The sequence below is a fragment of the Aromatoleum aromaticum EbN1 genome (assembly GCF_000025965.1).
Taxonomy (GTDB): domain Bacteria; phylum Pseudomonadota; class Gammaproteobacteria; order Burkholderiales; family Rhodocyclaceae; genus Aromatoleum; species Aromatoleum aromaticum.
Genome location: NC_006513.1, coordinates 225873 through 248666, shown reverse-complemented (window position 1 = coordinate 248666; position 22794 = coordinate 225873). Strand labels below are relative to the sequence as shown.

At 66.9% G+C, this 22794-nt stretch carries 26 protein-coding genes; 9 read left to right on the top strand and 17 right to left on the bottom strand.

Translation table 11 applies throughout. The annotated features are described in order from the left end of the window. Nucleotides 1–2: 2 nt before the first annotated feature. The 14 genes from EBN1_RS01140 to pilL2 form a co-directional block, all read right to left on the bottom strand. Complete coding sequence (locus tag EBN1_RS01140; RefSeq protein WP_011236076.1) at nucleotides 3–476, bottom strand: TIGR03751 family conjugal transfer lipoprotein; 474 nt, start codon at nucleotides 474–476, stop codon at nucleotides 3–5. Beyond that, the gene (locus tag EBN1_RS01135; protein WP_011236075.1) at nucleotides 463–1914 is read right to left on the bottom strand and encodes a TIGR03752 family integrating conjugative element protein; all 1452 of its coding nucleotides are present in this window, start codon (nucleotides 1912–1914) and stop codon (nucleotides 463–465) included. The genes EBN1_RS01140 and EBN1_RS01135 overlap by 14 nt, the downstream gene beginning before the upstream one ends. A 9-nt stretch (nucleotides 1915–1923) precedes the next feature. Beyond that, a complete protein-coding gene (locus EBN1_RS01130) occupies nucleotides 1924–3012 on the bottom strand; it encodes a TIGR03749 family integrating conjugative element protein (RefSeq protein ID WP_011236074.1) in 1089 nt (362 codons plus the stop codon). 3 nt (nucleotides 3013–3015) lie between these two features. Beyond that, complete coding sequence (locus EBN1_RS01125; protein ID WP_011236073.1) at nucleotides 3016–3792, bottom strand: PFL_4703 family integrating conjugative element protein; 777 nt, start codon at nucleotides 3790–3792, stop codon at nucleotides 3016–3018. Between the two features lie 15 nt (nucleotides 3793–3807). Next, the gene (locus EBN1_RS01120; protein ID WP_049780136.1) at nucleotides 3808–4242 is read right to left on the bottom strand and encodes a TIGR03750 family conjugal transfer protein; all 435 of its coding nucleotides are present in this window, start codon (nucleotides 4240–4242) and stop codon (nucleotides 3808–3810) included. Between the two features lie 9 nt (nucleotides 4243–4251). Further along, on the bottom strand, nucleotides 4252–4683 hold the full coding sequence (locus EBN1_RS01115) for a TIGR03745 family integrating conjugative element membrane protein (protein ID WP_049780134.1): 432 nt from the start codon (nucleotides 4681–4683) through the stop codon (nucleotides 4252–4254). An 82-nt stretch (nucleotides 4684–4765) separates the two neighbouring features. Next, nucleotides 4766–5002, bottom strand: a complete 237-nt coding sequence (locus EBN1_RS01110; RefSeq protein ID WP_041645454.1) for a DUF3262 family protein — start codon at nucleotides 5000–5002, stop codon at nucleotides 4766–4768. A gap of 7 nt (nucleotides 5003–5009) precedes the next feature. Then, nucleotides 5010–5315 carry an integrative conjugative element protein, RAQPRD family gene (locus tag EBN1_RS01105; RefSeq protein WP_041645452.1) on the bottom strand — a complete coding sequence of 102 codons (306 nt, stop codon included), beginning with the start codon at nucleotides 5313–5315 and terminating at the stop codon, nucleotides 5010–5012. Nucleotides 5316–5325: 10 nt separating this feature from the next. After that, nucleotides 5326–6093 (bottom strand): TIGR03747 family integrating conjugative element membrane protein, encoded by a 768-nt coding sequence (locus tag EBN1_RS01100; protein ID WP_011236069.1) that lies wholly within the window; start codon nucleotides 6091–6093, stop codon nucleotides 5326–5328. After that, on the bottom strand, nucleotides 6090–8225 hold the full coding sequence (traD, locus tag EBN1_RS01095; RefSeq protein ID WP_083782921.1) for a type IV conjugative transfer system coupling protein TraD: 2136 nt from the start codon (nucleotides 8223–8225) through the stop codon (nucleotides 6090–6092). The genes EBN1_RS01100 and traD overlap by 4 nt, the downstream gene beginning before the upstream one ends. Before the next feature lie 189 nt (nucleotides 8226–8414). Beyond that, entirely contained in the window at nucleotides 8415–8996 is a 582-nt protein-coding gene (locus EBN1_RS01090) for a lysozyme family protein (RefSeq protein WP_011236067.1), read from the bottom strand. Continuing rightward, nucleotides 8993–9490: a hypothetical protein gene (locus EBN1_RS01085; protein WP_011236066.1), complete on the bottom strand. Its 498-nt coding sequence runs from the start codon at nucleotides 9488–9490 to the stop codon at nucleotides 8993–8995. Before EBN1_RS01085 ends, EBN1_RS01090 begins: the two co-directional genes overlap by 4 nt. 9 nt (nucleotides 9491–9499) lie before the next feature. Beyond that, complete coding sequence (locus EBN1_RS01080) at nucleotides 9500–10186, bottom strand: hypothetical protein (protein ID WP_011236065.1); 687 nt, start codon at nucleotides 10184–10186, stop codon at nucleotides 9500–9502. Further along, nucleotides 10183–10671 carry a PFGI-1 class ICE element type IV pilus protein PilL2 gene (gene pilL2 / locus EBN1_RS01075; protein WP_049780132.1) on the bottom strand — a complete coding sequence of 163 codons (489 nt, stop codon included), beginning with the start codon at nucleotides 10669–10671 and terminating at the stop codon, nucleotides 10183–10185. Before pilL2 ends, EBN1_RS01080 begins: the two co-directional genes overlap by 4 nt. A 620-nt stretch (nucleotides 10672–11291) precedes the next feature. Here pilL2 and EBN1_RS01070 point away from each other — a divergent pair. Beyond that, entirely contained in the window at nucleotides 11292–11753 is a 462-nt protein-coding gene (locus EBN1_RS01070) for a hypothetical protein (protein WP_041645451.1), read from the top strand. 3 nt (nucleotides 11754–11756) lie between these two features. Next, entirely contained in the window at nucleotides 11757–13892 is a 2136-nt protein-coding gene (gene mobH, locus EBN1_RS01065; RefSeq protein WP_011236061.1) for a MobH family relaxase, read from the top strand. Nucleotides 13893–14140: 248 nt separating this feature from the next. Here mobH and EBN1_RS01060 read toward each other — a convergent pair whose 3' ends face one another. From EBN1_RS01060 to tnpA, 3 genes are all read right to left on the bottom strand, one after another. After that, complete coding sequence (locus tag EBN1_RS01060) at nucleotides 14141–15718, bottom strand: IS66-like element ISAzo15 family transposase (protein WP_011236060.1); 1578 nt, start codon at nucleotides 15716–15718, stop codon at nucleotides 14141–14143. Nucleotides 15719–15814: 96 nt separating this feature from the next. Beyond that, the gene (gene tnpB / locus EBN1_RS01055) at nucleotides 15815–16153 is read right to left on the bottom strand and encodes an IS66 family insertion sequence element accessory protein TnpB (protein ID WP_011236696.1); all 339 of its coding nucleotides are present in this window, start codon (nucleotides 16151–16153) and stop codon (nucleotides 15815–15817) included. Beyond that, complete coding sequence (gene tnpA, locus EBN1_RS01050; protein ID WP_041645449.1) at nucleotides 16153–16479, bottom strand: IS66 family insertion sequence element accessory protein TnpA; 327 nt, start codon at nucleotides 16477–16479, stop codon at nucleotides 16153–16155. The genes tnpB and tnpA overlap by 1 nt, the downstream gene beginning before the upstream one ends. Nucleotides 16480–16556: 77 nt before the next feature. On the opposite strand from tnpA, the gene EBN1_RS01045 reads away from it, so the two are divergent. The 7 genes from EBN1_RS01045 to EBN1_RS01015 all read left to right on the top strand — a co-directional run bounded on the left by EBN1_RS01045 (nucleotide 16557) and on the right by EBN1_RS01015 (nucleotide 22308). Beyond that, a complete protein-coding gene (locus EBN1_RS01045) occupies nucleotides 16557–17459 on the top strand; it encodes a ParA family protein (RefSeq protein ID WP_011236058.1) in 903 nt (300 codons plus the stop codon). Further along, nucleotides 17434–18933, top strand: a complete 1500-nt coding sequence (locus EBN1_RS01040; protein WP_193759530.1) for a hypothetical protein — start codon at nucleotides 17434–17436, stop codon at nucleotides 18931–18933. Before EBN1_RS01045 ends, EBN1_RS01040 begins: the two co-directional genes overlap by 26 nt. A gap of 145 nt (nucleotides 18934–19078) precedes the next feature. Next, the gene (locus tag EBN1_RS01035) at nucleotides 19079–19633 is read left to right on the top strand and encodes a DUF2857 domain-containing protein (protein WP_011236056.1); all 555 of its coding nucleotides are present in this window, start codon (nucleotides 19079–19081) and stop codon (nucleotides 19631–19633) included. Between the two features lie 189 nt (nucleotides 19634–19822). Continuing rightward, complete coding sequence (locus tag EBN1_RS01030) at nucleotides 19823–20221, top strand: hypothetical protein (protein ID WP_041645447.1); 399 nt, start codon at nucleotides 19823–19825, stop codon at nucleotides 20219–20221. Between the two features lie 11 nt (nucleotides 20222–20232). Further along, the gene (locus EBN1_RS01025; protein ID WP_049780131.1) at nucleotides 20233–21378 is read left to right on the top strand and encodes a PFL_4669 family integrating conjugative element protein; all 1146 of its coding nucleotides are present in this window, start codon (nucleotides 20233–20235) and stop codon (nucleotides 21376–21378) included. Nucleotides 21379–21571: 193 nt separating this feature from the next. Beyond that, on the top strand, nucleotides 21572–21826 hold the full coding sequence (locus EBN1_RS01020) for a hypothetical protein (RefSeq protein WP_157866556.1): 255 nt from the start codon (nucleotides 21572–21574) through the stop codon (nucleotides 21824–21826). A gap of 68 nt (nucleotides 21827–21894) precedes the next feature. After that, on the top strand, nucleotides 21895–22308 hold the full coding sequence (locus EBN1_RS01015) for a single-stranded DNA-binding protein (protein WP_011236053.1): 414 nt from the start codon (nucleotides 21895–21897) through the stop codon (nucleotides 22306–22308). The last annotated feature ends 486 nt before the right edge of the window (nucleotides 22309–22794 follow it).

Here is a 22794-nt window from a genome sequence, read left to right as displayed (position 1 = left end):
CCCTAATTGCCGCCCGGGGCACGGACGGTCGTTTCGCTCCCGCCCAGTGCCGAAGGCACGCTGGGCGTCTCTGGACGGGGCGGGCCGTCGCCCTCTCCGGGGAGCAGGTACTCCACCGACTCGTACATGGGGAAGGCGGTCACATACGCGGGCACCGGATACTTGCCGTGGGCGAGGTGCGGGAAGACAACCATGATGAGATCCGGGTTCTCGAGCCGCGCGAAGCGCTGCTCGATCTGCTGCAGGGCCGACTCGCGCACGGGCCCGGGGCGGATCTCCTCCGCCGGGCGCAGCGGCAGCGCTTCCCGTGCGCGGTTACGGTCGGCTTCGCCGGTGCGATCCCGGTAGATCTGCTCCATGGTCGGCCCCTCCGCGGGCAGGGGCGAGGAGCGCGGCCCGGCGACGCTGCATGCTGTGACGGTAATGGCAGCCAGGAGCGGCAAGACGATTCGGCAGGTCGGGTCAGTCGAGTCCATGGTAGGTGCCTCTGAGTTGGGAAAGTCGCGCGGAGCCGGTGTCCAGGCGCCCGTAGTCGAGCCGGCGGGCTTCGGGGGATTTGTCGATCGGGATCTCAGTGTCGATGTGCACCACGACCTCCCCGCCGGCGGGAACGACCACGGCGTCGAAGGAGTTGGTCAGCCGCCGCATGATCCAGCTCGTCACTTCGTCGGTGGCGCCGCCCATCATCTGGCCCAGGATGTAGGTTCCCGTGTCGCCGGTGACGCGGCTCGTCGTTGTCCCGAACACGTTGCCCGTCTGGGTGGTTTGCGCAGCCGCCGCGGCCTGGCCCGCGATCGCCAGGCTCCGCAGCCCGATCGCATCGGTGAGATGAGCGGGCGCGTTCGTGACGAATCGTCCCGGAATGCAGGGGTTGCCGTATCGGTCGGAGATCCATCCGAGCTTCGGCGCCGCAGCGAGCGACGGCATGTGGCCGCTTGAGCTATCGGTGGCGCCGAACAGAGGGGTGGTGCCGTTATTGCGGCGGCTCACCGTCTCGATGCTCCCGTCATTGAACACGAAGGTGAGCGACTGGATGAGACCCTCGGCGCAGGAAAGGGTCATGTCGCCGATGGCGATGCCGGAGACGACCACGCCCGTGAGGTTTCGCGGCAGGTAGTGACCGTTTGCGGCCAGGTTCTCCGGGCCCAGGAGCAGCTTGAACTGCATGGGATCGGTTACCTTCCCGTCCACCGGCACCCGGCCGACGATCGCCGTCATGTTGGCGACACCGGTGAGCGTCGCGTTCTCGGGGATGGTGAAGAAGGGGATAGCGGCGGGAACCGTCTTGCGTGCCTGGGAGGAGGGCGCGGTCCGAGTGCGCCTGGCGGCCGTGGCCGTGGTGTCTGCCAGTGCCAGCTTGCGAACGACGCCCTCCTTGCCGTCCGCTCCCTTGCCCATCTCGTAACCCAGCGGCAGCACGCGGGTGGGCGCCGCCGCGACCGTCCCGCCGGTATTGCCAGCCTTCGAGCCGCTGTCGAAACCGAAACCACGGGGGAGGTTACCGGGGCCGAGCGCCGATTCGAGGAGTCCGCCGGTATCTGCTGTGGGCGCCTGGCGGCGGTTCAGGGCCTCAATCTCGGCCGTCATCTCGGTCCGAAGCTCCTTGCGGAGTTGCTCACGGATCCGGTCCTCGGTGCGCTGCTTGCGCGTGTTCTCCTCGAGCAGGCGCCGGTTCTCATCCACCAGCGCCGCCACGCGATCGTTGAGTTCGCTGTAGCCCGCCACGACGGTCTTGAGGGTCTCCTGGGGTGTATCGGCATCGGCCCCTTTCTGCGTGGGAGGCAGAGGCACCTCCGTCATCGGCGCGCCCGGCTCGACGCCCGGATGCTCGCTCTGTTTGTAGAGGATGTAGCCCGTCACCGTCAGGGCAACGGCCGTGAGGACGGGCACCAGCTTGTTCTGGCTGACATGCATGATGACGTCCTAGCGCCAGAGCGGAACGGCCGCGAAGGGGCGGTCCGAGATCAGGTACACGGCCGTGGTGTCCGCCTCGGAGCCGCGCGGCAGCAGCCGCCAGTGCTGCGGGGTGGCGGCGATCCAGCGGCCGCGCAACTGCTCAATGTCGAGCTCCAGAGGACGGTCCGAGCGGTTGGTGAAGCGCACCGCCGTCACATGGAGCGACCCGCTCGACCAGGCGCCCAACGGCGCAGTCTCAACCTCGGCCCCGCGGTAAAGCCCGGGCACCGTCTTGCGGTCCACGGGCTCTTGCTGCACGCCCGGCAGGACGGGCACCAGGCGGCTTGGGGCGTAGAGCGTCTTGGCCGCGTAGCGGGTGAGCTCGATCATGTCGACGGTCGGCGCCTCCCGCGACCCGGTGGATGCGACATCGTCCGCATCGTCGCCGCTGGGAAGATGCACCTGGAGCATGGGGGCCACCGCTACCCCTTCCGCCGCCTCGATGTCGAGCGGGATCTTGGCGGTGCCGTCGATTGCCTGCACATGCACCCGGGCCCGCGGGAAGGGGGCGTTGGCGGTGAGATAGGCCGTGTCCTCGATGATCTGAACCTCGAGGAGCCCTTCGAGCCCGGGTGGCAGGTCCATCAAGGCCACGAAGGGGAAATGCACCAGACGCTCCGCGTCGGGGGCGAGCAGGACGTGAACCGGGAGGCGCTCGAAGAGCGCGTGCTGCGTGCCACCGTTGTCATGAGACGAGGCCTTGCGGGCACGGGGGGCGGGTTTCAATGGCGCTTCCTCCGTCTCGGGCGGCGGCACGGAATCTTGCTTCTTGGATGCCGCGGCGTCTGTTTGAGCGGGGGCTGGAACAGTGGCCGGGAGCGGCGCCGCGGGCGGTGTGCTGACCGCTTGCGGTAGAACCATCCGCCCTTGCGGCAGCGCGCCCAGGCCGAAGGATTCCGCTCCCACGCTCGAAGGGGCCGGCACGCCGGTGTCGACCGGTGCGGTAAGCGGCCTCGGCGTCGCGAGACCTGGTGGCTGAACGACTTGCTCGGCCATCGCAGGCGCGACGAGGGGCACACACGCGCCGGCGATCAAGAGACGGGATGCGGCGGACATCGATCACTCCTTGGATTCGCCCGCACGCGCAGCGGCAGGCTTCTGGGGCAGGGCGGGCGCTTGCGGCGCGGGCGGCAAGTCCGGCGCCTTGAGGGTGGGGGGCAGCGAGGCGGCGGGGTGCGGTAGCGGCTCAGCCGGCACTTCCAGGGCGTGCGGGTCGATCCGCTCCGGATGGCGGCCCCCAAAACAGTTGAGTGCCAGGCCCCAGGGGTTTTTCTCGCGGTCGACGTCGTAGCGCACGACGTGGAGGGGGTAGCGGACGAAGGCGTCCTTGACCGGCATGGCCCGGGACGTCTCGATGAGCTGGGCGTCAATGAGCACCGTCCAGCCGCCGTTGCCGTGGTTGGAGACGCGATTGGCGCTGTACCCGTAGCCCGGGATCTCCATCAGGGCGCGCGTGCGCTGAATGAGCTCGGCGTCGCCCGCCTTGATCTGCAAGTCCTGGAGTAGTTGCTCGCGGCAGGAGGGGGTGAGGTAGTGCTGCAGGGCGAAGATCTGCGCGCCATAGTCCTTCGAGCCGTCCTTGGCCCAGCGGTTGACCTGCTGCCAGATGTAGAACCCGAATCCATAGACGTTAGGGTGAGGTACCTCAGTCACGCGGCCCAGTTGCAGGGTGGCTCCGCGGGAGAGATCGGGCGGTACGTGGGCGATGATATCGGTGGCAGTGGTGCGCCAACTGACCAAGGCGATCAGCAGCAACACCATCAGCGCTGCGATGAACCACGCCTGACGGCGGATCGTCGCGTCACGGTTGGCGAGGGCGGCGGTGAGTCCAGACATGGCCATTGCTCCAGATCAAAGAAGCGGCCGCCGGCGGGCCTTGCGGTCCTGCACTGGAGGAAGCGTGCGGCCGATGTCCCATGCGCCCGAGTGTGTGACGAAGGGGGAGCGGATGAGGTGCATCGATGCGAACCTGTGCAGCGCCAGGTGGATGTAGTAGTAGTCGGGCCGATTGCGTTTGACCGTGGCCATCTGTCCCGAGACGAGCCACGCGGTGGCGAGCGGGCCGGTCACGATGACGAACACCGCCATCGGCAGGCTCCTGAAGGCGAAGCCCAGGACGCCGCTGACCGGAAACCAGAGGAGAAACGCCAGTCCGATGACCCACACTGACTCGGTGGACGAGAGACCCCGGATGATGGCGGGCTCGGCGTTCACGCGATCGGGCAGCGGCGCGCCGTGCGCGCCAAAGGTCGCGTCAGGCTGGGCCAGAGGACTGGACGGTTCCATGGTGGGGGTTTAGGTGATGATGACGGCCGCTTCGTTGAGCAGGTACATGACAAGAACGAGGATCACGACACCGAGGACGGCGAACATGCCCAAATCGCCCAGTTCCGCTCGCCCTGTTCGGAAGCTGTTGAACATGGCGAGCAAGCCGCCCCCGACGTTGAGGAATGCGATCACGGCGATGATCAGGCCCAGTGCAAGGAGGCCGAGCTTGAAGTACTGCTTGAGAATCTCGATGTAGTCGCCGGACGCGGCCCCGTCGGCCGTCACCGCGGTGGGGAGCTCGGCGAGGGCGGGATCGGACATGAGGGCGAAGGCGAGAATGCCGACCGTGAGGGCCGAAGCGCGGGCGAGGAACCGGTGAGTCGGCTTCGCCGGGGCTGCGAAGGGATGTGTGAGTGGTACCGCCGGGACGGCGGTCGCCTGGGAGGGGAAAGGGTTCATCGTGTCGTACTCCGGAGGTTGATACGCCGCGCCTGGAAATCGCCGACAGACCCGCGGCCCGCCTGCCGGTTTGGCCGTCGATCTAGGTGAGGAAGTAGATCAGCAGCAAGACGATGATCAGGACCCGCAGCTTGTAGAACGTCATCTGGGGCAGCCGCTTGGGGTTGTCGATGGCCTCCATGCCGAGGCGGCGCATCATATCGGCGGCCCAGAGGACGACGACGGCCCCCACGAGCAGCGCCAGGACCTCCGCGATGTCGCCGGCCGACAAGCCCGCGGCCTGCGCGAAGGCGGCTGCCTGTTCGGATGACAGGGACATGACAAGATCAACGGCGGTAGTCGCCCTTCAGCGGCTCGACCGGGCGAGGCTGGCGGGGCGCGCTGAGGTGATCGGCGATGCCGGCGCGGATCATTTCCAGATCGCGGGCGAGGTCCTCGTACTGAAAGTGGATCCGGGCGCGGGTTGGCGCGTCGCCCCGGGCGGCACGGACCTCACGGGTGAGGAGGGCGAGTTCGTGCTCGAGGCGGGCGAGGTTCTCGCGCTCGCGATCGTCGTCGGCGTAGGCGACGGAGAATGGCGCGAAGGCGGCGATGGCGAGCGCGAACGGCAGCAATCGGAAGGATGGGTGCATGGTGACTCCTTCAGAGATACTTCTTGAAGGTGGAGGCCGTGGTCGAGACCGACGCTGCGACCAGGAGCGCGAAAACGAGGACAAGGTAGGCCGGGTTGAAGCCCCCGAAGGGCCAGGCGAGATAGGCGGTGAAACCGGCGGTCAGGAACCACCAGGTGAAGCGTTTCGCGTGGTGGTAGACATAGGAGGATTCCCTGCCCCCCGACCACTTGCGCAGGTCACGCCGCACCAGGCCGTCGATGAGGCCGATGCAGACCGCCATGACGAATGCGGGCAAGGCATAAAAGGCGACGGCAAGGCGTATCGCCGTGTCCCGCGCCACGTGGAGTGAGATCTCCATCCAGCGCCCGCCTTCCTTGATCGCCTGTACCGCGATGCGGGCGTGGCGATTGGTCGCGCTGTCCGGCTCCACGGCCTGGGCGCGTGCGATGAAGGCAGGAGCACCCAGCCACGTGTAGGGGCGCGTCATGCGCTCGGCAAGGCCGGCGGCGAAGCCGACCGTGTCCTCGACCATCAGCGAACGCGGGAAGCCGCGGATATAACCGAGATCCTCGTCGACCGCGGCCCGGGCGCGATCGAGGCCGCGCTCCTTCCAGAAGCTGTAGTCCCCGACGATCATCAGCGCCGTCCCGAAGACCCAGGAGCTGAAAGTCGCAAACACCAGTCCGAGCACGAGGCCCGCAAGCGCTCCGAGCGGGCCGCGCGAGTGGGCGGCGCCGGGCGCGGTAGAGGCCCGGGGCGGCGGACGCTGAGTGGCCGGGTTTGCTGCGGAGATCATTTGGCCTCCCCTCCGGGCTCGTCGGCAGGCTCGTCAACAAAGCCGAGCGGCGTGACCAGTCCGACCGGCATGTCCTTCAGCCAGTCCGTCTGGCCTGCCCAGTGCTCGGACGTCCGGTACTTGGCGCGCATCTGGACGGCGATCTCCTGCAGTGAAGCGGGGATGAAGCGGTCGTTGGCGGGATCGGGGAGCGGGAAGCGAAGCTTGAAGAGGCGGTTGCCTTCCAGGAGCGCGAAGGCCTGGCCTTGGGGCAGGGCCATGATGTCGGCGGGCGACACCATCGGCTCGCGCAGGGTGGTGAGACGGTCTTCGTTCCGGGAGGTGAAATCGGTCTCGGTTGAGCCGTCCGTGTCGCTGACCCCAGTCACTACCATAAGGTGCTGGACGTCGACGTCGGGCAGCTGATTACAGAAGAACTCGGCCGTGCCGGGGTCCTTGACCCGCAGCATGACCAGGTTGTTGAAGTTGCCCAGCACCTGGCGCGCCTTGGCGGCGTCGCCGAGCCGGGCCTCGATGTCCGGGATGGTCTGCGTGTAGGCGGTGATGCTGAAGCCGGAGCCGCCCAGCTTGTTCACCATCGGCACGAACTCGGGACCGGCGATCTCGTTCACCTCGTCGAAGTGGCAGGCCACCTCAGGCAGGACGATCTTGCCCGTCGGGTGATGCGGATTGAGGCCGGTCTTGTAGAGCTTGCCCCCGACACTGACGAGGTCGGCGAGCATGGAATTGCCGACGGCTGCGGCGACCGTGGCATCGGAGAGGGCGTCGAGACCCACGTACACGATGCCGTCCTGGCGAATGACCTGCATCCAGTCGAAGATCGGCCGGGTGTCGGTCGGGTCGAAGTAGTCCGGGGAGATGAGCTTGCCAACGGGGCCGGTGGTGAGCTTCTCGAGGAACGGCCCCAGGGAGGCGACGATCTTCTCGAAGAAGCTCCGCTCGTAGCGCACCGCAGTGGCCAGCCCCTGCAGGACGGCGTCGGGAAGTTGCAGGTCCTTCAGTACATGCACCAAGGCGATGAGGCGCTCGCTGCGGTCCTGCAGGGTGCGCGGCACGCTGAGCTGCCGCTTCTCGATACGGGCCTGTACCTGTTCGACCAGCACTTCCCAGTTGCCGGGGCCCTGGGTCTGGAGCACGTGCGTGGCGTAGCGCAGGAAGAGCGGTTCGATGTCGGTGATATCGCGCAGCAGCAGGTCGTAGGTCGGGACCTGTCCCAGGGCCACCTGCGCCTGGGCGACGAGGTTCGTGAAACGCCAGGCGAACTCCTTGAATGCGGCGGAGTTTCCACTGGACGGGAGCGGATTGGTGGTGCGGTTCGCGACCTCGGTGATACGGGCGAAATTGCCAATGCCGTTGTAGCGGGCGGAGATGTCCGGGTAGCCGAGGTGGAAGAGATAGAGCTGGTCCAGGCGGCCGGCCCGTGCCGCCTCGGCATGGACACGCAGCATGAGGTCCGCGTCGCCTTTCGGGTCGATGACGATCACAACCTTGCCGTCGCGGATGTCCTGAGTGGCTAGGAGCTCCATGCCGCGCGTCTTGCCGACGCGGGTCGTACCGAGGACGAGGAGGTGGCCGGGGCGGTGTTTCTGCCCGAGCGTGACAGGGACCTCCTTCGGCTCCACGCCGTGCAGGACCGGCGTGCCGCCGAGGTCCGGCGGCTCGGAGAGCGGGTTCCACCAGCGTGGCAGCATGAGCGCTGCGGCGAGGGGCTTCAGGGGCGTGGAGCGCAGGGCCCGGAGCGCCGCCCGCGTCGAGCGGATGAACGGGCCCTCCACCAGATACGCCTGGGCGTGCGGACGCGTCGCATCCATGCGCCGCTGCGTATGCTGCTGTCCCCAGGCGAAGCCTTCGCCCAGGTAGAGCTTGCCGGGGATGCGGGGAAGCCGGTGGGGTGCTACGGCGGTGACCTTGTAGCGCGTCAGCCCGTACTGATAACGCCAGACCCGCCAGGCCTGATTCCCGCGAAAGCCGGCGAAGCCGAAGGCGAGGGAGGCGGTCGCGAGTCCCAGTTCGGCCGGCATCATCAGCGCCCAGGGGGCCACCAGCGCGATCAGCCCGCACCCTGCCGAAGCCGCTGCGCTCCAGATCTCGATTGGCGGTCGGAGCCAGGCCTCGATCGCTCCGCGGCTCACTTCCAGCCCCTCGAAAAGGTAGGCACAACCGTGGCCGGGAGGGTGGGCAGGGAGGAGGCCCGGTGGGAGAGTGGCCACGGTTGTGCCGAAACCGCCATTGCGGCGGGAGGGGAATCGTAGGCGCTGCGGTGACGCGCCGCGGGGGGCACGGCGAGCACAAAAGCCTTCAGTAGGGAGGAGGGCGCGCGTTCAGGCATCGCGGATCCTGCCGATATGGCGAAACACTGATCGGGCGTAGGGGGCAGCCCGTTCGGCGTCGCCGGGGCTGTGATAGGCGCCGACGGCGTCGAACCAGCTCGGGGTGGTCGCACGGCACTCGAGGAGAATGAAACCGGCCACCTTCAGGTTGTGCCAGGGCTCCAGCGCGAGCGCGGGGGTACGGAGCTTGTCGGCGTGGTAGCGCCAGTTGACCTGCATGGTTCCGCAGTCCACGTTGCGCACGCCCTGCGCCAGGATTCGCTCCAGGTCGGCAACCGCCGTCTCATAGGCGCCGTAGCGGCGTGGGACGGCGCGCACATTGAGGGTCCAGGGCCAAGGCAAAGAGACGGTTCCCCAGCGCATCACCGACTCCTGGATCGCGACGCCGTACAGGATCGCGGCGGGAAGCGCGAGCGATTCGGCGACGTGGCGATAGGCCGGCGGGATTGGCGGATATGCGGGCGGCGTCTTGCGCACCTGCGCCCGGGCGTGGGAGCGCGACGGTACGGCGAGCAGCGCCAACGCTGCGGAGGCCTGCACCAGGAAGGCGCGGCGGGTGGCATTGGGCGTCATTGCGCCGAACCCCCCGGTGAAAAGAACCAGTTGGGCAGTGTTTTTCCCCCGCCCGCAGGACGACCGAAAGAAAAGTCGACCGCCTTGTCGGTTGGATAGAGTCGGCGCATGGCGGTGTCGCCAGCCCGCTGCCACGCCAGCACGCGGTCGGTGTCCTCGTGCAGGAGCTTCGCGAACAGCGCGGCGTAGCGGTCGCGCTCGGTGTCGGATCGCGCGTGGATGCCGAGCACCTCGATCGGACTGATGCGGGGGTCGCTGAAGGCGCCGCGCGGGCCGCGCATCAGATGCCGGGCGCGGTGCAATTCTTCGAGGGTGATTCCCCAGTAGCCGGCCTCCAGGACATCGGTCCGTGACACTTCCATAGGGGCGCGTTCGGATCGGCCAGGGTCCGTGGCGCTGCGGCCGACAGTGTCGATTCGGGTTTCCCCTGTTTCCACGGCGCCGACGTTTGTCAGCACGATCAGCAGGGCGAAGGCGGGAAGGACTTTTCTCACGACATGCCCTCAGTGCCGTACGCCGACGGCCGTGACGGTGCCGTCGGGAAGGCGCAGGTGAACCTGGCGCGCCTGTGCGTCGATGCGCTGGATCCGTGCCACACCGACGGTATCGCCCTCACGGTAAAAGGCGAGGTCGCCTTTGACGTCCCGGATCGCCACGGACGGCTGACCGCCCCAGGTATCGACCGAAACTACTGCCGGGATCCTGGTTTTCGTGACGGCTCCGGTTCTGGTCGGCGCCACGCGGCGCGCCGGAACGGAGGCGGGTTCGCGCCGCTGAGCCAGAGCCTCGAGGCGCACGCGAAGCTCGTCGCTCACCTGGTGGAGCGAGACCAGACGGTTGTTGATCTCCGAGAATTGCCCGTCGATCGACTCCACGGTACGAGACAATGCGTCGACCCGCTCGTCGAGCTGATCCAGGCGAGGCGAGCCGATCGGATCGGCGGGGGCCGGCGCGTCGAACTCCGGAATGGGGGATGTGTGCTGCCCGATCGCTTCGAGGGGTTGAGCTTGCGGCAACGGGGCGGGCGCCGCTGGTTGCTCAGACGCGACGAACAGAAAGGCGCCGCCGGCGAGGACCAGGGCAGCGATGAGGGCCAGGATCACCGGGCGCTGGTTGCGGGCAATCCTCGCGAGCCGTGGCGTGATGCGCGCCGTCGATTCGCTTTCGGCCTGTGCCGAAGGGGCGGTCACTTCAGCGGCTCCAGCGCTGCGGCCTGCGGTGCGAGCGGCGGCCGAACGGCGGCGACCCGCTCGGCGTTGCTGCCTTCATCCGTGAGACCAATGGAGAGCGTGCGATCGACCAGGGAGATCTGCACGCGATAAGGCGGGCCGACCAGGACCTCGAGGATCGCCCGGGCGGGATAGGGGCCAAGATCGCGATGGGACTCCGGCAGGGGCATGTCGAGTAGCGCACTCGCCGCCAAATCTGTCGATTCGAGCCGAAAGCCCGTGCGAAGGAGCAGGAAGGCAACCGCATCGCGCACCGTGCGCACGTGCTCGCGGGGAAAATGGACGGTGGCCACGACCGCCATTGGATCCGTCATGGCGGGGTCCGGCGTCGCCGGCGCAGTCGTGTAACGCGCGAGGCGGACCGGATCCGGGTGCGTCGGGTCCGGATGCGTGGCCGACACGGGGGTGGCAAGCAGAAGAAGAGTGATTGCGGTAACGCGATCCATCGAACTGCTCCGTGATTGAAAAAGGCATCTCCGCCGCTGAGGCGCCGTCGGGGATGCAGGCTCCGGTCAGCGGCCAGTCACGGTGCAAAGTGTGGCGAGCGCGGCCGCGCGGCGCATTCGTCAAATCGAGAAAGATTTTTCGGCTTTATGCTTGCGTGGATAGGGCAAAAATGATAGTCACGGAAACGGCGCCAAAAGGCGGCAGCCCGGCGGCGGTCCGCAGCAACGGGTTACCGGCCCAATCCGAAAGGGCGCCCAGCCCTTGAATCCGGTCTGGGCGAAGGATTGACGGGCACGGGGTGCCTGCGGCAAATGCCGACCGGTTAGGGGTGCGGCAGCGTGCCGGTGCACGCGGCTGCAAAGGCGGAAAAGGGGTGATCACGATCCCTGCGGCATGTCAAGCGTAAAGTCGCGGAATCTTCCGAGACTTTACCGATGACGAAAAGGAAAACCTCCCGCACCCTATTCGATTGGCCGCTGCAGGCGGGCATGTTGCACGGATGGCGAATGCTGGCATGCGACGAAAGTACGCATACGGCTGTCGCACGGCCGGCCGCTTAAGGGATCACAGCGAAGGCAAACAACAAGGCAACGGACAGCATTCTGGAGATGGAACGCTGATGAACGAAATGCCGCCACCACCGATTCCGCCGCATCAGGAGGACGCCCGAACCCAGGCGGTCATCACGATCGGCCATTTCCTCGAGGGCCTCGGAGAGCCGGGTTGGCGCGGTGTCGTACTCCGTTGGCTTGCGCAATTCGACGGACTCGAGGCCTACCTCTACCCGGAGGACGATCCCGTTCTCGCTGTGCGAGATCTCCTGGCCCGCTACGTGGAAATCCTCGAGCCGGTCGACCCGGCGCGGCTGGCCGCGGACCTGTCGGCGCTACCGTTCTGCCGCTTCCGTGCGAAGCGCGGCGGCGAGAAGTGGGAGCCCCTCGTGGAATCCTTCAGCGCCTTTTGCCGGGGCGCGACCGTCGAGGTCTGGGAGTCCGAACACCCCTACCCGCGACGGGAAGTGCTCCAGATCGGGCTGCTGACCCAGTTCTGTGCCGCACAGATGCGTGAGCGCCGGGGGTGACCCATGGCCATGCTGGCTGCCGGATTCTTGCTCGTTGCGGCAGTGCTGGCCGTCTGGTTAATCTGGGCCAGTTATCACGACAGGAGCGGCCGTCGCGCGTCGTGCCCGGCCGCCCCGGATGCGGCCGGGTCACCGACCGCGACGGCCGGTGACGCGCGGGCGCTCGCGGCCAGCCGCCCGGGATGGCTTCAGGTCCTCGACGCCTCCACACTGATCCAGGTCTGCAACCTCGCCGGTGCGTTGCAACAGATCCACCGCGAATCGAAGCTGAGCCAGGCCGTCTGGGAGCGGGACTTCGCGCCCGCGATCGGGCAGACCCTGCGGTACGTGCAGCTCCTGCCGGCGAGCGAGGCGCATCACCACGCCCATGTCGGTGGACTCGCGGCCCACACCGTGGAGGTGGTGCACGCCGCGATTGCGATCCGCAATGGTTATCTGCTTCCGCGTGGGGGCGCTGCCGAAGTAGTCGACCGGCAGCGGGATCACTGGACCTATGCGGTCATCTTCGCCGCGCTGCTCCACGACATCGGCAAGCCGATGACCGATCTGCGAGTCGTGCTCGCGGAACGCGCGGACGGACCGTTGCGCCCGTGGTTGCCGATGGCGGGGGACATGGTGGCCGCTGGCGCAGCCGAGTACGAGGTCCGCTTCGCACCGAAGGCGGAGCGCGACTACGGAGCGCACCGCCGCCTGCCGCTGGTCCTGGCGCCGCGCATCGTGCCGGCCACGGCGCTCGCCTTCCTGGCGCGCGAGCCGTCGGTCATGCTCGAGCTGCAGGCGGTATGGTCGGGCGATGACGCAACGAGTGTGTTGACCGAGATCGTGCGCCTGGCCGATCGGCGCTCAGCAGCCAGCAATCTGCAGCAAGGGCCGCGCAGTCAGTTCAGCGCTGCGACAACCGTCCCGCTGATCGAGCAGCTGATGGCCGCGATGCGCCGGCTGCTGCGCCAAGGAGGATTGCCACTCAATCGGGATGGTGCCGCAGGCTGGGTCGCCGATGGCGCAATCTGGTTCGTGGCCAAGCGCTTGGCCGACGCGGTGCGCGAGGAGATCGCGCGTGTGGAACCCGGCGGCGGCGAGAGCCTTCCGGGCGCGAGCAAGAACGACCGCCTGTTCGACACCTGGCAGGACTATGGCGTGCTCGAGCGCAATCCGGACACCGGGCAGGCCGTCTGGTACGTGGAGGTGCGCGGTGGCGGCTACGCGCACGAACTCGCCATGCTCAGGTTTCCGCTCGACAAGCTTTTCGGCAGCCCCGACGCGTACCCGGCTGCGTTCGAGGGAACGATGGTCGTGAAACCGCCGCGCAACGCGCGTGACAGGCGAGAGGCGGGTGAGGGCACGGACGCGGGGCAGGGAGAGGCTCTCGCGCGCGATACTGAGGAAGCGCGGCCACGACCCGGCAAGAAATGCCAGGGTCAGGACATTCCCGCGCCCCGGCCGCCGCACGCCGCCTCCAGACTGTCAGACACGACGGTCACTCAGGCGCCGCAACGGCGCCCTGCTGTGCCGGATCCCGCCGCGACAGAGGAGGAAGACAAGGACGGATTCCTCTCCGATGACGACTCAGTGACTGCACAGGATGACCCGAATCCGAAAACATTACCCCGGATACCCTCGCCGATGAGCGGCCCCGTCACCCCATTCGTGCGTGAGCCAACGCGATCCGCCGATACCGCGCAACCGAACAGGATGGGCAGCGAAGGTCTCGGTCCAAGCGACGCCGCGCTGCGCTTTATGACATGGCTGCAACAAGGCCTGGCCGACGGCTCGATTCCATACAACGAGGCAGGCGCGCCCGTGCACTTCGTGCCCGAAGGGATGGCATTGGTCTCGCCGCGGACATTCCGCGAATTTGCCGCGCTGTATGGCGATGACGGCACCGGTCCGCCGCACGCGCCAAGCGGCGACAAAGTGGGAACCGGCATCCAGCGGCACGTCATCAAGGCGAGGTGGCACGTTGTCGGCTCGGGGAATGCCAACGTGCTCCACTACACGGTGCTCGGGCGGGGCGCGAAACCGGCTGGAAAGCTCGCTGCGGTGGTGATCAAGCATCCCGAGCGCTGGATCAATCCGGTTCCGCCCGCGAATCCGAACGTTGTGCCGTTCGCCCAGAAGACCCCATCGGGAACGACGTAGCGTGATCGCCGCGAGTGATTGCATTTGCCATGTCCGACGCTTGACAAGCACGGACGCCTGACTAATCTTATTTCTTGATAGGCAAATTCCATGTGGGACACCGCTCGTCGCAACGCGAGCGCGTACCGACGGCCATCCCGTAGGCACACTGCTTTCCCATTTGCTCTCCGTCCCTTTGCGATTCGCCCCTTCTGTCTCTTTTCAAGGAGGGCTCGATGATCGTAAGCGTCCGCCGCTTCCACGCCCTCTTACGCTTGCGCAGACTCTTTCTTTCTGATCGGCAGCAATTCGTCGATGCGGCTGTTGGGCCAGGCCGGCAGCTTCTCGAGGGTGTCGGAGAGCCACGCCAGGGGCTCGAAGCCATTGGCGCGTGCGGTGGCGAGCAGCGACTGAATCACCGCGGCCCGCTTGCCGGCGGCTTCGGAACCCGCAAACATCCAATTTTTCTTGCCCAGAGCGATCGGGCGGATGGCGTTCTCGATTGGATTATTGTCGATCGGCCAGTCGCCACGGCTCGCGTAACGCGCGAGCGCCGGCCAGCGCTTCAAGCTGTAGTCGATGGCGCGCGCCAGCGCCGCGCCATCGGCCACGGTCTTGCGGGTCTGCACGAGCCACAGGTACATCGCCTCCAGACGCGGGCGGGCGTACTGCGCGCGCAGTTCGGCGCGCGCCTCGATCGAGACGTCGCGCGCCTGCTCTTCGAGCGCATACAATTCGCCGATGCGCCGCAACGCCTCGGCCGCCACCGGGCTCTTGTTGGCCTGATGCAGTTCGAAGTACTTGCGTCTTGCATGGGCCATGCAGGCCAACTCGCCGATGTCGCCCCCCAGCAGCGCCTTGTACCCCGCGTAGTCATCGACCATGAGCATGCCCTTCCAGCCTTTCAGGAAGGCCTGGGGATATTGCCCGCCGCGCCCGGGCTGGTAATCGAAGAGGATGATGGGCGGGTCGGCGCCGAGCGTATTGCTGCGGTAGGCCCACAGATACGCCCGCTTCGTCTTGCCGCGCCCCGGATCGAGTTGCTCGACGGGGGTTTCGTCCGCATGCAGCACCGTACCCGCCAACAGATGCTCGACCAGTCGAGCGTAGAGGGGCGACAGCGCCACCCCGATACGCCCGATCCACTCGGACTGTGTCGAGCGCGGTAGCGCCACCTCGCTGCGCCGGGCAATCTGTTCGAGCCGGTACAGCGGCAGATGATCGACGAACTTGCTCACCGTCACCCACGCCAGCAGCCCCGGCGCGGCCAGGCCGCCGTCGATGACCGCCGCCGGCACGGGGGCGGTCGAGACCGTCTCGCAGTGCCGGCAGGCGTACTGCGGACGGATGTGGCGATGCACGAAGAACTTGGCCGGGATGATGTCGAGCTGCTCGGAGACGTCCTCGCCGATCTTGACCAGATCCTGCCCGCACGCGGCGCAGCTGCAGGATTCGGGCTCGTGGCGGTGTTCGATGCGCTCGAGGTGTGCCGGCAACGGCGGGCGGCCGGCGCGGGGGCGCTCGGGCGGGGCCTTCGGAGACGCTTCGGCTTCGGATGCCGCGGCGTCGCGCAGCGCCTCGAGCCGGGCTTCGCACGCGGCCAGATCGGCCGCGAGCGTCTCGTCGAACAAGTCCTTCATGCCCGCCGGCAGCGTCTCGCTGCGCGCGCCAAAGCGCAGGCGCTTGAGGGTGGCGATCTCGTGGACCAGGGCCTCGATCTTGAGCTTGCTCAGCTTGAGCTCGGCTTCCAGGCGGGCCACGTCGGCCGCCTGCGCGACCCACCGCTGAACCTGCTGCGCGAGCGCGGGCGGCAGGTCGAAAGCGGTCAGTTCGGCGGCGAAATCCATGCCGGAATTATACCCGATGAAGGCGCTGAATCCCAGCATCCACAAGGGTTTCAGGAATTTTTACGTGGCGGATCGTCGACGCTGCCGGCACACCGGTCACACCCGCCAGTGAGCCGGTGCGGCGGCACTCAGGCGCTGCCACTCGACCCCCGCCACGAGCCACTGCCACTGCTCGGCCGACAGCGCGAACACCGCCGTGTCGGCAGCGGGCCAGCTGAAGCTGCCCCGATGCAGACGCCGCTGACTCAGCCACACTCCGGTGCCATCCCACCGCAGCACCTTCACGCGCGTGCGGGCCCGGTTGATGAAGGCGTACGCACTGCCATCGCACGGCGCGCGGCCCAGGCTGTTCTGCAGCCGTGCCGACAGGCCGTCGATGCCCAGACGCATGTCGATCGGCTCGACCGCGAGCCAGATCTGCTCCGGCGCAATCATCACGTCGCCCCGTGCGCGAGCACCTCGGCGAGCCACGGCGCCGGCGGCAGCGCACCGAACTGCAGGCGCCAGCCCGACGGGCTGCACAGCGACAGCACATCCCCCGCTTGCCGTGGCGGCGCAACGCCGACAGGACGCGCCGCCACCAGCGTCAGGACCGAATCCGCCTCGCGCGCTGACTCGTGGCGCGACCGCCGAATCCAGTACCCCAGTGACTTCTTGCTCACGCCATGCGCGGCGCTGTAGGCCGCCTGCGTCTGACCGCTGCGGCGCCACCGCTCCACGTGCTCGCGCCAGCGCGCAACGCGCTCCGATTGTGTGCTCATCACGACCTCCGGGTGAAAATCAGGAGTGTCGGCAAAACCGGGGGGCTGTTACAGGTGGGAGCGGCGGACGCTTACCGATGATCGTCTACAGCGTCGTTTCGACCAAAGGCGGTGTCGGCAAGACTACCCTTAACGCCAATCTCGGCGCGCTCCTGGCAGACCTTGGCATGCGGGTGCTGCTGATCGATGCCGATGTCCAGCCCAGTCTCAGCCGGTATTTCCCGATCGGCCGACTGGCGCCGCACGGGCTCACTCAGATGATCAAGCAGGGGGCGCTCACCGCCGACTGCATCTCGACGATCGACCTTGCGCTCGCGCCCAGTGCGCCACGAGGAAAGCCCCGGCTCAATCCGAACGGGTGCCTCGATCTTGTCGTCTCCGACGCGCCGGAGGGCACACTTCAGGACTGGCTTGCGCCGCGCATGGACAGCGCGCTGCGCATCAAGCTCGCGCTCCGCAGCCCCCTCATCTCCGAGCATTACGACGTGGTGATGATCGACACCCAGGGGGCCGTGGGCCACCTCCAGGATGCCGCGGTTCTGGCCGCCGACCGGCTACTTTCCCCGGTCTCGCCCGACATTCTGTCGGCGCGGGAGTTTCTCGACGGCACGCAAAAACTGCTCGATCGTGTCGAGACCGCTAGCGCGTTCGGGTTTTCCGTGCCCGCCATGCAGGCGATCCTTTATCGCCAGGAGAACACCCGGGATGCGCGCGAAATCGTGAAGGCCATTCGCGACGAGTACCGGAAGCTGAAATGCCGAGTGAGTGTGCTCGACACCGTCGTGCCCCACGCGGTGGCGTACAAGAGCGCCGCGACCGCGCAGCTTCCCGTCCATTGGATCGATCCCGCGCGGGCGCGGGAGACGATGCACACCCTCCTGTGGGAGCTGATCCCCAGTCTGGCTGGAAACCACGCTGGTGGGCCGGCGACCGCTTTGCGTGCCGAGGTAGGTGATGACATCCAAGACGCGACTGCCTGAAACCATCTCCATCAAGGACCTGGCCCTGCACATGGAAAAGCAAGGAAGGCTCCGGGCGCCCAGTCCCAGACCGTCAAGCACGGCCGAGCGGCGGGCGCTTCTCGCCGCCCACAGTCTCACCGTGAAGAGTCCTGAGAACGCCGCGGCCGACCTCAAGGCGGGTCAGGATGCAGAAGGCTGGATGATGTTGAGATGCTCGGACGTCGACTGCTACGATCGCAACCCGCGCTTGCGGACCAACCCCCTGTACGCGGACATCCGGGCCTCCATCAAGTCCCGCGAAGGCCTCCACGATGCGATCGCCGTGACCCGCCGTCCCGGCGCCGGTCGGTACATGTGCTATGCCGGCGCCAACACCCGGCTACAGGTCGTGCAGGAACTCTGGCGTGAGACCCAGGATGCGAAGTACGAGTGGGTGCGAGCGGTCTTCCGGCCCTGGGTGAGCGAGAGTGACGTTCTCGCTGCGCATCTCACCGAAAACCAGACTCATGGCGAAACGACCTTCTGGGAGAAGGCCCGGGGAGCAGCCGACCTGAAGGGCCTGCTGGAATCGGAACTCGGGTCGCCGCTGAGCCTGCGTGCCTTCTCCGAGCGCGCGGGGAAGTACGGCTTGAAGCTCCACACGGTTACGGCGGTGAACTACCTCTTCGCCGTCGAACAGCTGGCGGCCTTCGGTGCGCACCTCACCCATGAGAGCACAGGTGCGATCCGCGGCCGCTTCGGTCACCTGGAGAAGCTCGCGGAAGCGCTCAACCTGGATCCCTATGTCCGTCAGACCGAGTTCCAGGAGCTGGTGTCCGATGCCGGCACTGCGATCAATGCCGTTCGCGAGCAGGACAATCCGCCGCGGCTCACCGTAATGGAGGTGGAACGCATCCTGGCGCAGATGAACGCCCAGTTCGCCCGCCAGGCCAACTGCCCGGTTTCGGCCGTGGAGCAGACCTTGCGCGCCGTAATGGCGGCGGCCAAACCACTTTCTGCGGCAGAGATTCGGGCGCGGCTTTCCGGCGGTGCGCCATTGGAGATTCCCGCCGTGATGCCGACGTCCGAGGAGGTTGATTCCGGCGTCGAAGATCTCCCTGTGCAGCAACCGCCCGCGGTGCAATCCAAGCGCGCGAGCCCGTCAAGCGCCCGCTCCAGCGACGCCGTGGACGACCTCAGCTTTGCCGCCGCGCTTGACGGCTTTTCGGCGCAGTTCCGGATTTCGTCCCTGGTGCGCAGTGATCCCGACGTGGCCCCGGGGTTTCGCGTCGACCCGCTGGCGGGTGACGATCTCACGGCGGACGGGGAGGAGGGCCGGGCGCGGCATGCAGCGCATCGGCTCCTGCTCCGCCTGTCGGACGATGCCGGGGGATCTGAGGCCGACGCCCAGCACATTGTCTCCCTCCTGCTGCAACCGGCCTACTGGCCTTTGATGCGGACGCTGATGGACGCCTATCACGGGCGTCGTGTTACGGACGGACGCGTGGAGTAGCCGCCATGAGTGCCGAGACTGCGTCCGTCGTTTCCGCCTCCCGGTGCAAGGCCGCGGTCGCGACACCGGATCGCCGGACCGGCTCTGCCAGGGTTCCGCTTGGCGAGCCGTCCCGAAGCCCAACTGACAAGGGGGGTGTTCGCGCATGATTCCCATCAGGAGCGAACAGCTGCGGGTCGCTGTGTTGTCCCATCTCATCCATTTGCTCGAGGCGGGTGAGGTGGAGACGCTGCTGGAAGCAGGGCTGAGTCCCGACATCCTCGACACCCTTCGCGCCGCCTCGGTCAGAGACCTGCATGCCATCGCCGGCATGCCCCAGTTCGATGTTTCCGTGCGCTTCGACCCCGCGATGCTCGAGGCCGCCTACCGGCGCCACGAGGCCATGACGGAAGCCCGTGAACTCCTCGAGTACCACGTCAGGCACGGCGCGCATCCTCAGTTGCTGGTGCATCTCTTCAGGATGACCATGGAGCAGGTCCGCGAGCAACGCGCCTTGCTGTGCCCGGGCTCGCTCGCGCGCGGGCGTCCTTCGCTTCCCCGCGCTGAGGTTCGCGAAGCCGTCCAGCGGGCCTGGCCGCAAATACGCAGCAACTTTCCGCCACAGCAGCAGTACGTCGAACTGCACCGCGCCTTTCCCACGATGTCGATCGCGACCCTTTGGTATGTCGTCCACGAGTTCGACGATTGCGAGGCGGGCTGAAATGGCCGACGCCGCTGCGCCGCACTCTTGGGGCGAGGATCACGCGGAAAGCGGACGCGGCGTCCAACTGCCCGAGCGGTCTTGCCGTCCCGCTGGGTTCAATCGACCCAGCGGAAATCCCATTGACGCTGGGTTCGATCGACCCAGGCGACGATCTGCTGTGCGGTGGAATCACCCGGTCCACCCCCCATGACTTCACTCGCCTCCGAGCAACAGATCACGCTCGATATCCTCGCCCGGCTGGGCGGCGACTATCCCGCCACGGCCATGCTGCTCGCGCTGCTCTGGCGGTCCGCCGACCGGATGCCGGTCCAGGTTTCCAGTCGCAGCCTGGCAGCCTGCACCGGGCTGGGCTATCAGGTGGTGCAGCGTGCGCTCCAGCGTCTCGAGTGTCGGTCCCTCGTCATCGCCAGGAAGATTCCGCGTGCCACTGCCGCCTATCAGGTCAATGTTCCGGTGCTGCGCCAGTTGTTGGGCAGTCCGCTCCCAAGCACTGCGTTTCTCCCCGGCTTCACGCCGATTCCCGCGCTCGCCCGCTTCCGCGATGCGGCGGAAGCGGGCGCGGCCCCGCCCACCCCCTTCACGTGAAGGAATGTCTCATGGCCTCTCCCGACCCCTCCACTCCTGTTCCGCCGCGTTCTCCTCATCTTCCTGCCGATCACCCCGGCCTCAGCGATCCGATCTTCCCGGGCGGTAATCCCATTCCCTTCGAAACCGAGGAGCGTTCGCCCTTCGACGACGGTTACAGCCTTGCCAAGGAGCGGGAGAGGCTCATCGAGCTCATCGAATCGGAAGACCCGGATCCCACCGATCCGCGTTGGCCGCGCTACGAGCTCTACCTGCAGCGCAACGACCGGCTCAAGCAGATGGAGGCGGAATACCGTGTGACCGAGGGTGCCGATCTGACGGTCGAGGCGGGCGTGGCCACGCAGCTTCGCGACCTCGGGGCGCTGGTCGACGATGGCGTCGATACGATGACGCTCCATACCAAGGAAGGCTTCCGAATGTTCATGGGACGTCGGCGCGACCCGGCCGGTCAGTACAACGCCATCCCGGGCGGGAAGCGGGTCGCGTCCAGCCTCAAGGCGTTGTGGACGCTGAGCCGCAACAACAACCCCTACGCCGACTGGGCACTTCTGCGGGCCGACCACCGTATTCCCGAACTGCGGCGTGGCCTGGACCAGCAAGCGCAGGCGTTCGACGCCGAGATCCGGAAGCGGGCCGACAAGGGCCTGGGTTTTGCGATCCTCAAGTCGCGCCAGCCCAAAGTGCTCGAACTCGGTTTCCGCAGCCCCTACGGCTACGCCATCGCCGAACTGATCGTCGAGTTTGACTACTACGTGCGCGTCGTCAAGACGCTCGGGCGCAAGGCCATCTTCTCCGACAAGCAGGTGCACGACGCAATCCGGCAATTCACCCGGCCGATGCGGGCGGCTTTCGAGGAGTTCATCCGGTTCGAGACATGGCTCAGCAAGCCCGAGCTGCTGCCGCTTAGCCGCACCGATTTTCTGCCGGGCGCCGACGCCGCCGCCCAGCGCCGCGTCGCTGCGGTCACCGGAATCTTCGGCCCTGTGCCATCCGGCATCTACGCAGGCCACCAGGGCTCGCGTCACTCCCAGCGCCGTGTGTCGATCTCCGATACCGAGAAGGTCATGCTCGAGCGCGTCGCCGCGGAGCTTGCCGGCATCCATCAGGAGCGTGGCGCAGCCGTCGATGAGCCAACCGACGATGGCTTGGTGGACTGATCACGCGGGCCGGGCGATGACGCAATGCAATCCATCGAAGCGTGGCGCAACGTCCTCTGAGTCAGGTCAACCGGAGTGTGGCGCAAAGGGCCTTACGGGTAGGGGCGAAGCCCCGGCTGAGGTGCGGCAGGCAGCTGCGCGTGTCGACAAGATTCATCGGGCCCAGGCAGACCTGTCCCGGCTGACGCGGCGCGTGAGCGGACGCACCTTCTACCTGTCGATCCATCGGCGCAAGACGACCGGCCAGGTGCATCTGCGCTGGCGCTCCGCAGGCGCCGGTCCTCATGCTGGCCACATTCCGTGGGGGGACATCGAGGGCTACTTCGTTCGCCTTCCAGGCGTTCTCCGAGAGTGGTACGACCAGACGCATCGGCGCGCGCTCGAACTCAACCGCCGTGAGATCGAGGCCCGACTGGCGTTGAGGCATGCCCAGGAGCGTTGCCGGTAGCGTTTCACACGCTGGGAACGTCGGCGTCCGCTTCCAGCGTCTTCTAATGCGACGCCAAGGAGAGAAACATGCCCAACGTCTTCAAGGGGAAAGGCAATCTCGGCGATGCCCCCGCCCTCAAGCACATCCCGGTCAACGGTGGCAACGAGGTGGTGGCCGAGATGCGCGTGTTCTTCGACGACTACGCCTACGACGAAGCCAACGACGAGTATCAGCAGGTCGGCGGATTCTGGATGCGCGTTTCGCTCTGGGGGCAGCGTGGCGAGGATGCCGCTCGTCTGCTGAGGAAGGGTACGCGCGTTCAGGTCGAAGGGACGCTCAAGCAGTTCATGTATCTGCCGGAGGGGGCCCCGGAGAAAGTGCCGGGCTTCCAGGTCACCGCCGACGACATCACCTTGTGCCTGGGGCGAGTATCCCGGATCGAATACAAGCCCAAGCGCGCGCAGGCGGGGGTTGCGAGCGAAGCACATGAGGATGCTTGAGCGCTGAACAGATCGGCCAGTCACAGCCAGGGCGGAAGGGATGGGGAATTGGAGCTGTCCCCGTTTGATGGATGCCAAGAATGGCGCTGCGGTAACAAGTTATCCACGGTCGATGCCCCGCAGCGCGTGGACAATGATTTGCTGATCCTGTTGCGTTGTTCGGGACGTTCGCCGCCGGCATCGGTTCGCCTTCCACGGTTGGGTCGTGCTGGCGTAACACCTGCACTGCGGGCGGGAATTGCCGTCATCGGATACGGATTTCGCCTCCCGCTGGCGATTGTTCAAGGCAGGCTTCAAAGGTCTTGGTTGCCACCGAGAGGCGCTCCGTGGTTCCCTGGGCGCGAGGACAGCGGGGATACGGCAGCGGCGCTATTGGGAACACCTGATTCATGACGAGCAGGACTATCGTGCGCACCTCGACTACTGCATTTCAATCTCGTCAAATACGTGGATGTCCAGCGGGTGGCAGACTGGGCTCATTCGACG